The following is a 10,675-nucleotide window of genomic DNA, read 5'->3' as shown; positions in this document are numbered from 1 at the left end:
AGCCTTGGAGTATTACAGCCAGTCGCTTCCCCTAACACGCGCCGTGGGCGATCGTTCGAGAGAAGCTGTCACCCTCACCAATATCGGGGCTGTCTACGATAATTTGGGAGAAAAACAGAAAGCCTTAGAGTATTACAGCCAGTCGCTTCCCCTAACACGCGCCCTGGGCGATCGCAGTGGGGAAGCCACCATCCTCAGCAATATCGGTAGTGTCTACAATGATTTGGGAGAAAATCAGAAAGCTTTGGAGTATTACAGCCAGTCGCTTCCCCTAACACGCGCAGTGGGCGATCGCAGCGGGGAAGCCGTCACCCTCAACAACATCGGTAGAGTCAACTATGATTTGGGAGAAAAACAGAAAGCACTCTTGTATTTCAACCAGTCGCTGCCCCTGTTTCGGGCAACGGGCGATCTCCGCGAGGAAGCTCTCACACTTTACAGCATGGCTTATACCAAACGCAATCTCGGAAATCTTACCGAAGCCCTCACCGACATCGAAGCCTCCATCAAAATCCTCGAAAATCTCCGCACTAAAATTACCAGTCCAGAACTCCGCACCTCATACTTTGCCACAGTACAGGACTACTACGAATTCTACATTGATTTGTTAATGCAGTTGTACAAAACAAATCCAAAATCAGGCTATGATACCAAAGCCTTAGAAGCCAGCGAACGTTCCAGAGCCCGCAGCCTCCTCGAACTCCTCAAAGAAGCTAACAGCAACATTCGTGAAGGCGTCTCCCCCGAATTGCTGCAACAAGAACAGCGCCTGCAACAGCAACTCGATGCCATTGAAAAACGCCGCATCCAATTAGTCAGCAGCCCCAGCCCCAACCAAGCTCAAGTCGCAGAAATCGACAAACAGCGCCTCGCTTTACTGCAAGAATACCAGCAGAACAAAACTCAAATTCGCACTACTAGCCCCCGCTATGCCGCCCTCACCCAACCCCAACCTTTAACCCTCGCCCAAATCCAAAAACAAATACTCGATGAAAACACAATTTTATTGCAGTATTCCCTCGGCGAAAACCGCAGTTATTTATGGGTTGTCACCTCAAAAGAACTCACCAGCTACGAACTCCCAAAACGCGCCGACATCGAAATAGCAGCCAAGAATTTCCGAGACACTGCAACCGATGCCCGTTACAGAAATATACCGCAGAAAGTTGCTTTATCTAGTGCAGCTTTGAGTCAATTAATTATACAACCAGCCGCCGCCCAATTAGGACAAAAACGCTTATTAATTGTTCCCGATGGCGTACTGCACTATACTCCATTTACAGCATTAACTCTGCCACAAACAGCCGGAGAAAATGCCAATCTTCCCTTAATTGCCCAACACGAAATTATTACCCTGCCTTCCGCCTCAACTCTCGCCATTCTGCGGCAAAATTACGCAGACAGAAAACCGCCCAACCAAACTTTAGCAATTTTAGCCGATCCAGTATTCAGCCAGAATGATGAAAGAGTCAAAGGACAAATTATCCCAGCAAACACCGAAAAGTTAGAATCAAACAACCTCGGTTTAAATCGATCGCTCCGTAGTTCTAGTATGGCATGGCCGCCCAAACGCCTCCCCTTTACCCGCGACGAAGCCAAGATAATTTTCGCGTTAGTTCCGACCGCTTCTGGAGTTCAAAGCTTGGATTTTGCAGCCAGTCGCGCTACCGCCACCGATCGCAATTTAGCCAATTATCAAATCGTGCATTTCGCGACCCACGGTATGGCAAACAGTGAAAATCCCGAACTCTCAGGCATTCTGATGTCGATGGTAGATGACAAGGGGAATCCTGTCAATGGCTTCTTGCGTCTCACCGATATTTTTAACTTGAAACTAGCAGCGAATTTAGTAGTTTTGAGTGCTTGTCAAACCGGAATGGGTCAAAATATCAAAGGCGAAGGCATGGTGGGATTAACGAGGGGTTTTATGTATGCGGGCGCTCAGCGGGTAGCGGTGAGTTTGTGGAGTGTAGACGATGAAGGTACGGCGGTGTTAATGCAAAAGTTTTATCATAAAATGCTGCAAGAAAAGTTAGCACCAGCGGCAGCTTTGAGGGCGGCGCAGATGGAAATGTTGCAGGATAAAAAATGGCAATCGCCCTATTATTGGGCGGCTTTTACCCTTCAGGGAGAATGGAAATGATCCGATTTTAGATCGCATAGGGTGCGTCATGGGAAACAACCATAATTTTGCGTACTATCTCTAAAAATTACGCACCATAAAGTCTTCAGTGCGAAGGAAAACGATCTATATGACTTTTATGAACTCAAAATTATGAATTTTATGAATTGACTTTAAGCTCAGGCTGTTTTACTATGTCAATTAACTGGTGTTAGTAAGCAGCATTCATGAAAAAATCCTACCGCGTCTTAATATATGGAAAATCGACTGACTCCAACTCAACTAACGCAAATAGTATCTGAAGTACAACGCCTTTCTAACCTTCGGGAATCTGAAGTTAATTCCGCAGAAGTCACACAAATTTTGCAGGAATTGGGCTTGCCTCCCGAGTTGCTAGATGAGGCTTTAATTCAGTTGCAGCGCCGGGAAGCGTTGGCCAGGAAGCAGCGACGCAATCGGTGGATTGTTGGATTGTTAGCGGTGGTGGTTGGGGTTGTACCGATCGCAATTACCGGATTCTACATTTACCAAAACGAACAAGCGATCGCCCGCGTTTCAATTCAACAAAACCGCATAACTTCAGTGAAGGATGACGGCGACAATTTGACAGTTATTTCCCGCCCCAATAATCCAGAAATATTTTACCGCGTCACCTTAAAAGATGCACCTTTAGGCAAGAGACTGTCGCTATCTTGCGATTGGATTGACCCCAGCGGTCAAGTTGTCAAACACAACCGCTATCAAACTCGCGAAATCGACAAATCCATCTGGAATACTCACTGTCGTTACAAAATTGGTACTGCTGCGGCTCCCGGAAATTGGCAAGTTAAAATGTTCCTTGAAAATCGGGCGATCGGTAGTACGTCTTTTGAAGTTAAATAATCCTAAAAAACTCGCCTCTGGATAAATTTTAACATGAAAAAAACAAACAAACCGCGTCAATTTGTAGGATACTGGGGCTGCGATTCTCGCGATAAATTGGAAGCGCTGCTGGCGAAAACGATCGGCCAATCTGCCAGAGAAATCCCAGTTCAAAAAGCCGAGGATTCGTCCAGTTTCTCCAACGCAGGCGGCGAAAATCACCCAATTTGGAATGTAGCCAGTACGGAGTGCGATCGCCCGCAACACTTGCGAACCAAAAAAGGCGATAAAACTTGGCAAATCTGCGCCCTCTCAGCATCTGGACTATCGACATATCCATCAACCAACGGTTTTATGTTACCTGATGCCTGGGTAAATGTTCGCGAAAATTGCCTAATTTTGGGACGAGAACCCTTCGGGCGAGTAACGCTTTACTGGATGCAAATCGAGCTGAGTATTTGGTTTGCATCTAGTTTACAACTGCTGTTAAATATTTGCGAAAAACCCGATGTTAGTATTCCAGGCTTGTACGGTTATAGCTGTTTTTCCTACGTTCCAACTCCCTTAACTCCCGTCAAAAATGTGTTCGCAGTTCCCGCCGGAACAGAATTGACCTGGGAGTGCGATCTAGATAGCGGTGTCATTTATGAACCCAAATCCAAACGCTTGTTAGAATGGCGAGAAAGTTCAGAAGAAAAACAAGACGAAACCGAAGCAATAACACAATTACAAGACTTACTTAAAGATGCCGTTGAACGTCAAAATTTCGATATAAATAGTAATGAAACGGTCGGAATATTTCTATCAGGAGGTTTAGATTCTTCAGTAGTCGCAGCATTATTAGTCAAAGCCGGAGTCAAAGTCCGCGCTTATACTCTCGACTTTGGCGAGGCCGGAATTCCCGAATATCCTTGGGCCCAACAAGTTGCCGATTCGCTGAACATTCCCTTAGTCAAAGTAGATGCGAATCCCCGCCGGATTAAACAAGTTTTGCATTCTGCTGTGAAAGCTTTAGATTTGCCCTTTGGTGACGGAGTTACAGTCCCGCTGTACCTGTTAAATGAAGCTGCCAGTCAAGAATGTGCGATCGTTTTTAACGGCGAAGGCGGCGATCAGTTATTTGCGGGCTGGACGAATAAACCCCTGATTGCAGCGGCTGTTTATCAAGCAGCAAATCCCGCCGGAGACGAAAGTTTTGCCCTGCAATACCTGCGAACTTTTCACCGGATGTGGGGATACGAATCTAAAGTTTACCAGCCGGAATGTTACACTCAAATTCAGAATGTGCACCCTCAAGATTGGCTGTTAGAGGCTCTTAATCCTGCTGGGGGCACGTCTTTGCTGCACCGCCTCCGCCGCGCGGGTTTGATGCTCAAAGGGGCGCAGAACATCCATCCGCGCGCTGCTAATTTGGCTTTGGCTTTTGGCCTGAAAGTACGATCGCCCTTTTGCGATTTTGCCCTCACTGACTGGACGTTTAAACTGTCGGGAGAACTGTGTTTGCGGGGCGCTTGCGAGAAATACATCCTCAAACGGGCGGTAGAAAATTGGTTGCCTGCGGACATAGTTTGGCGGGAAAAGCGCGGCATGGGGGTGCCGTTAACCTCCTGGTGTTTTAATGAATTTTGGCATCAAATCGGTGATTGGTTGAATCCCGCCTTGTTGCTGTCAGAGAAACACTGGAAACCAGATTTAGCGGCTCAAATTATCTCCGGCAAATTCGCAGCGGGAATTCAAGGGCGCCGCATTGGTGAACTGATTTGGCTGTTGGTGATGTGGCAAATTTGGCGATCGCAAATTTGGCGTGAAGACGTAAAACAAAAATCTTGGAATCATCCGTTTTGGTTGCCTCGCCAGGTTTGGAATTACCGCCAACGGTGGGCAGAATAAAATCCCATACTGTTTACAGGAATTATACATCAAGACCAAAGAAACCGGGTTTTTCACCTAATCTCCGGGCTGCGACGCATAATTTTCGTAAAAAAACCCGGTTTCTGACCATCCGTGAGTAATTTTATTGAACAAACACCTACTTTACCATTATGCAAACAATTACCGATCGCAAATCAATACTCAAACAACCGCCTTTTACTCTTGCCCTAGCCCAAGAGTTATTAGCTACCTACGGTTCGCCGCTGTACGTTTATCAAAGCGATATTTTGCGCCGGACTATTGCTCGCATTACCAAGGCAATAGACTATCCGCGAACTCAATTTTGTTTTGCCAGCGTCACCAACGGTAGCATTGCCCTGCTGCAAATTTTTCGCGACTGCGGCTGGGGATTGCACGCCAATACACCGGGAGATATTTATTTAGGAATCAAGGCAGGTTTTGCACCCCAAAAAATTGTTTACAGCGGCAGCAATTTGCACCGAGATGAGATGGAACAAGTTCTCAAATGGGGGGTAAAAACTCTGAATTTAGACAGTCTCGCTCAATTGCAGTTGTGCTGCGAAGTGTACCAATCTCTCAGGGAAAACCAACAGGCTTTAGAACCGCCCAGTATGGGTTTGAGGCTGAATTTGCCCGAATTAACGGGGGACAGTCGCATTGGAGTGCGATCGGCCGAATTGACTGAAGCAATTGCGATCGCCAAAACAGCCGGATTAAAGCTCAGCGGCTTGCATTTTTATCGCGGCACCGGCACTAATTCTACGGCAGCTTTTACCCAAGTAATTGATACGATAATTGCCACAGCCCAGCAATTGCCAGATTGGGAATATCTCGATTTTGGAGGCGGCTTTGGCTATCCTTACCACGGCGGTACAGCCTTTGACTGGGAGCTATTTGGAGCAGAATTAACCAGCAAAATTAGTCAACTAGACCGCGAAATTGACTTAATAATTGAACCAGGAAGAGCCGCCATAGCGGGATGTGCTACTTTGCTCGCTCAAGTTGTCTCCACAAAATGGCAGGAAGCCAAACAAATTGTCGGTGTAGATACGACTGTTGCCAATCTGTCAGTACCATCGGTTCACGGCGGTTATCGAGAGATTTGTACCTGGAATTGCCGGGATGCTTTACATCTTACCGATGTTTGTGGCAATACGACTTATTCGCGGGATTATTTGGGAAAAAACTGTCAACTTCCAGCTTTGACAGTTGGAGAAATTCTCGGTATTTTAGATGTGGGAGCTTACGGCTATGCGATGTCGTCGCACTTTTTGCACCGCCCCAAACCTGCGGAAGTGCTATTAGAAAATGGCGGGCATCGGCTAATTCGCCACAGAGAAGATTACAGCGTTTTGTTAGCAAATCAAGTTTTTGAATAATCACTAGGAGATTTTTATGAAGTGCATTAAATGTGGAACTGATAATAAGTTAAAAGACCGCACAACCTGGGGCGGTCGCTGTAGCTGTAAAAAATGTAATCATCAGTTTGCTTTTGAACCGACTGCTATGACTGGTGTCAAAATAACTGACCCCATGTTTGCAAAGGCGATCGCTGATATTTCTGTTAACGATACACTGTTTTTTACTTCCAGACAGTTATTTTACCTTTTAGACAAGCGATTTAGCCTAAAAAGTTCTGACACGTTATTCTATACAATACCAGGATATTTAAGTGCTAATATATTGGTTTTCTTGGCTATTTTCACATCAGGAATGATACCGCTCGCAGGAGGTAGATTAGCTATTTTTGCGCTCTTAGTGGTAAATAGTGTATTGATTGAAAAAACTTTTACTGCTAGCCGTTCTAGCAAGTATCTCTACAAACAACGCCAGACCTTTGCCAAGAATTTGCAAAATTGGGGAAAAATAGTTTTGGTCTGCGGAATCGGTATTAGTCTATTATTCAGTTCTTATCTGCTGTTTTTAGTTAGCTGTGGTCTCGGAATATTAGCTATGTATTTGGGAAGCAGAGAAATCAAAAGAAAGTTGGGAAACAGTCAAAAATTTACTATTGACTCAAACCAGTTTCAAGACTGGATTAATACTTGGACAGCAATTAACACCATCACCAGAATGCTGCCGCCTCCTCGCGATTTAAACGCAAGCGCCGCCGTTAGCCCTGATGTCAGCGCTTACAGTTTTGACAGATTGGTTGTGTGCGATCGCCCGGAAATTGCCCAATTCTTAATCGCCAACAATTTTCACTTTGAAAACAATTGTGCAGTCCTCAGCATTACCGGATATCCTCAAAGTATCTTCGACACAACGATGGAAATGCTGCGCCGCAATCCAGATTTAAAAGTTTACGCTTTGCACGATTGCAGTCCCAAAGGACTTGGTTTAGTTCACCACCTACGCACGAGTCCTAATTGGTTCCCAGATAACAGCGCGATAATTATTGATATCGGATTGTTACCAAGGCAAATTATTGCAGGTGGCGGCAGTATGTTTGTTCTAAGTTCCCAGCAAAATGCACAAGATGCTGCACAATTACCAGCAGAGATTCGCCAAGATTTATTTTCTGATGAATTGAAATGGTTGGAATTAGGTAATTATGTGGAATTGGAATCGTTTAGTCCTCAAAAATTGATTCAGATTCTGAATCGAGGAATTGCTGGGAGTCGAGATGTGGGTAGCGATGATAGTAGTTTAATTTTGTTAGGTGGTACGGAGAGTTCTATCTATGTTGTTGATAGTTTTGGTTGAGGTCATTATACCATTGCCACGGTCACGATCGCAATTAAATAGGTTCGTAGTGAGGACTTTAGTCCTTCCTCAGAATTTTATGAAGAAGGACTAAAGTCCTCACTACAAACCTTATCTCAGTTTTGTATTTGTAGTGCTGTGCGGGGATAGCACTATAAAGAAATATCGTTTTTGCAAAGATGAGATGCTCCCCTTTATTTGATATTACTTAATGAAATTCTGAGGAAGGACTAAAGTCCTCACTACAAACCTTATTTGATTTTACTTATTACCTTGTAGCCAAAGTTCTAAACTCGTCAACAACCACAACTTAACGCCGTAACGCCCCCAAGTATCTCCTTCATAATCTAACCATTGAGCAATTAAAGATTGATTAAAATAAGGAGCAATAGCAGCTTTTTTTGACAGCAATAAACGTCTAGCCTCCCGATGCCAAAACTTCTTAAATCCCAACTGTACCGGAACTAGCATCCCGCTTTTGGGCCTGTCCAAAATTTGAGCCGGCAGCAAATTTGCCACCGCTTGTTTGAGCACAGCTTTTTCCACAACTCCCGACAGTTTGTACTCCGGCGGAATTGTCATGCTCAAATCAACAATTCGCTGGTCAAATAGGGGCGATCGCCCGTGCAAGCCCGCAGCTTGAGTCAAGTTGTTCACTTTGGTCAAAATCTGGTCTGCCCCCTTAAATTTGATATTTAAGGCCATTAATCGATTCAGATAATTGCCGCTAGCATTCAAATCCGCACTAAATACCGAAGGTTCTGCTTGCATTGCTGCCCAAATTTCCGGTTTTAACAGTTGAGGCAAATCCGCAGCGCACTTTTGAAATGACAGTAAATATGCTGGTAGCGCATCCAAATTAGTGACCGAATTGTACAAGCTATTCATTAGCATCGGTTGATTTTTGGGGCCGCCAAAACAGGGATCGCCGCCTTCGCCGTTCAGGACAACTTCGACTGATTCTCGCGCCATTTTTCCTAACAACAAGTTTGGCACTGTCAGCGGATCGCCGATCGGATCGTCTAAATATGCGATCGTCTCTGGCAACTTTTCCCACATATCCCGAAAGCTAATTTCTAAAATGTGGTGTTCAGTTTGGCAGTGTTCGGCGACGAGACTGGAAAACTCTAATTCGTTGGCGCATTCTTCGCCAAAATGAATTGAGTAAGTGTGAATTGGGCGATCGCAAAATTGAGCAGCTAAGGCGGCGATGCAGCTAGAGTCTAACCCCCCGGAAAGAAACACGCCTACAGGTTGATTTGTTGGCAAATATTCTCGGACAATTTCATCTAAAAGAGAGCGCAATCTCGCGCCGTGCCATTCTAAAGATTGTTCAGCTTCGACAACTTGTTCTCGCAGTTCCCAGTAGGCCGAAATTGTCTCATCAGGCAAGCTTAAAACGCTTCCTGGACGCAGTTCTCGGACTTGCTGCCAGAGGGTACGATCGCCCGGAACGAACGAACAACACAGGTAATCTCGCAGGGCTACGAGGTCGAGATCCCTTGAATGATATTGTGCGATCGCCCGCAGTTGAGGAGCAATCCAGCGAGTCGGGCCAACATTAGTGTAGTAAAGAGTTCGCGCCCCCGTGCGATCGCGCGCCAGCCGCAACACCTGCAATTCCCTATCCCAAACAGCAAACGCAAACATACCCGCCAGCAGCGGCAAGCATTCAACGCCCCAGCGTTCCCAAAGTTGAGCGATTAATTGGCGATCGCACCCCTGCCAACTACTCGCAGAAATCCCCAATTTTTCCAGCAATTGCGATCGATTGCTCAGCCAAATATCGCCAACAATCACAAATTTTTCTGAGGGACTGAGAACTATCTGAACATTAGGATTAGAGCAAATAATCGCAATTTGATTTTCTCGCCACGCTGCATCATCTGCGATCGCATCTATTTTCCCCCAAGCTATCCGCCAACTTGACGCAAATTCAACCAGAGGATTTGGAGGAACTGATATTTTCTGTTTTTGGCTACCTTTATAATTGAGGAATGATTTTATATTGTTCATTTTTGCGAGCTTAATATTATTCTCAATAATATCAATCTTACCAAAAATGTGCAATCATTCGCTTTCTTTCTTAGTCCGCGGAGGCGGACATCGTTTGTGTGCTCGTAAACTCTGCGAATTCTATTCGCAGGTTTGTAGTGAGGACTCCCTTCCGCATTCATAAGGACTAAAGTCCTCACTACAAACCGAAAAAAGTTTATCGCCCGCTAGCTAAGGCCTCCCGCAATTTGCGATCGCTCCGCGCTTTATCGCGAAGCTCTGGAGTCGCCATCCGCAACACAAAATCCAGCAACCAAGGGGCAATACGGTGACACCAAACCGCTAAATGACTTTGGTATCCCACCAAAATTTCCGGCGCATCTTTGTGCAAACCCGCGACAAGGGCGAGGGCAACTTTTTCGGGAGTTGTCGGTACTACCCAGCGAAATTGCTCCAAGTCTCGCACCATGTCGGTATCTGTGAGAGATGGTAGCAAAGCTGTGACTCGAACATTGTACTGAGTTAACTCGCTGCGTAAAGCTTGGGTGAATCCTAAAATGGCAAATTTCGTAGCAGAATACGTCGCCATTGTCGGAGCGGCAATTTTGCCCATCAAGCTGGAAACATTGACGATTGTTCCGTCTTTTTGAGCCGCCATTCGCCGAGCTATCAATCGGGTAATTGTGTATGTTCCCAGCAAATTTAAGGCGATTTCTTCCTCAATTAACGGTAGTGGCGATCGCAAGAATGATGCTTGGTGCGCGACGCCAGCACAGTTGACTAGCAGGTGAATTGGGCCGCAATCTCGCCAAGCTTGGGCGATCGCAATATTCACCGCTACTGACTGAGTTAAATCCAACGCTAACGGCACGACTTCTGTACCAAAAACATCGATTTCCTCTGCCAGTTCAATTAATTGCCGGCGGTTGCGCGCTACAATCACCAAACGTTTGACTCCTTGCCGCGCTAATTCAAGGGCGATCGATCGCCCAATACCGCGCGAAGCTCCTGTAACTAGAGCTGTCTTTCCTTGAAGCTGCATAGATTAAACCCTCTGAATTTGAAGCTCACCGCGCACGGATTTATAAGTTGCGAGTT

General features: G+C 45.7%; 7 protein-coding genes. 5 read left to right on the top strand and 2 right to left on the bottom strand.

What is annotated here, in order from left to right:
* The 5 genes from QUB64_RS16210 to QUB64_RS16190 form a co-directional block, all read left to right on the top strand.
* On the top strand, nt 1-2,143 hold a 2,143-nt coding region (locus QUB64_RS16210), incomplete at its 5' end, for a CHAT domain-containing protein (RefSeq protein ID WP_333394121.1).
* A gap of 234 nt (nt 2,144-2,377) precedes the next feature.
* Nucleotides 2,378-3,004, top strand: a complete 627-nt coding sequence (locus QUB64_RS16205) for a DUF3859 domain-containing protein (protein WP_333271709.1) — start codon at nt 2,378-2,380, stop codon at nt 3,002-3,004.
* Nucleotides 3,005-3,037: 33 nt separating this feature from the next.
* Nucleotides 3,038-4,873: an asparagine synthetase B family protein gene (locus QUB64_RS16200; RefSeq protein WP_333271712.1), complete on the top strand. Its 1,836-nt coding sequence runs from the start codon at nt 3,038-3,040 to the stop codon at nt 4,871-4,873.
* 152 nt (nt 4,874-5,025) lie between these two features.
* Complete coding sequence (locus tag QUB64_RS16195) at nt 5,026-6,255, top strand: diaminopimelate decarboxylase family protein (protein WP_333271715.1); 1,230 nt, start codon at nt 5,026-5,028, stop codon at nt 6,253-6,255.
* A 16-nt stretch (nt 6,256-6,271) separates the two neighbouring features.
* Nucleotides 6,272-7,582 (top strand): hypothetical protein, encoded by a 1,311-nt coding sequence (locus tag QUB64_RS16190; protein WP_333271717.1) that lies wholly within the window; start codon nt 6,272-6,274, stop codon nt 7,580-7,582.
* A gap of 261 nt (nt 7,583-7,843) precedes the next feature.
* Here the strand turns inward: QUB64_RS16190 and QUB64_RS16185 are convergent, their stop codons facing one another.
* Nucleotides 7,844-9,598, bottom strand: a complete 1,755-nt coding sequence (locus QUB64_RS16185) for an asparagine synthetase B family protein (protein ID WP_333271720.1) — start codon at nt 9,596-9,598, stop codon at nt 7,844-7,846.
* Between the two features lie 196 nt (nt 9,599-9,794).
* Nucleotides 9,795-10,619 (bottom strand): SDR family NAD(P)-dependent oxidoreductase, encoded by an 825-nt coding sequence (locus QUB64_RS16180; RefSeq protein ID WP_333271722.1) that lies wholly within the window; start codon nt 10,617-10,619, stop codon nt 9,795-9,797.
* Nucleotides 10,620-10,675: the final 56 nt, after the last annotated feature.

The sequence above is a fragment of the Microcoleus sp. Aus8_D2 genome (assembly GCF_036702665.1).
In the GTDB taxonomy this organism is placed as follows: domain Bacteria; phylum Cyanobacteriota; class Cyanobacteriia; order Cyanobacteriales; family Microcoleaceae; genus Microcoleus.
Note: the sequence above shows the minus strand (reverse complement) of the source record. Positions and strands in the feature narration are given on the sequence as shown.

Coding starts and splice junctions, on each gene's coding strand:
- QUB64_RS16205 (WP_333271709.1), top strand. CDS start 2,378: ATGGAAAATCGACTGACTCCAACTCAACTAACGCAAATAGTATCTGAA.
- QUB64_RS16200 (WP_333271712.1), top strand. CDS start 3,038: ATGAAAAAAACAAACAAACCGCGTCAATTTGTAGGATACTGGGGCTGC.
- QUB64_RS16195 (WP_333271715.1), top strand. CDS start 5,026: ATGCAAACAATTACCGATCGCAAATCAATACTCAAACAACCGCCTTTT.
- QUB64_RS16190 (WP_333271717.1), top strand. CDS start 6,272: ATGAAGTGCATTAAATGTGGAACTGATAATAAGTTAAAAGACCGCACA.
- QUB64_RS16185 (WP_333271720.1), bottom strand. CDS start 9,598: ATGAACAATATAAAATCATTCCTCAATTATAAAGGTAGCCAAAAACAG.
- QUB64_RS16180 (WP_333271722.1), bottom strand. CDS start 10,619: ATGCAGCTTCAAGGAAAGACAGCTCTAGTTACAGGAGCTTCGCGCGGT.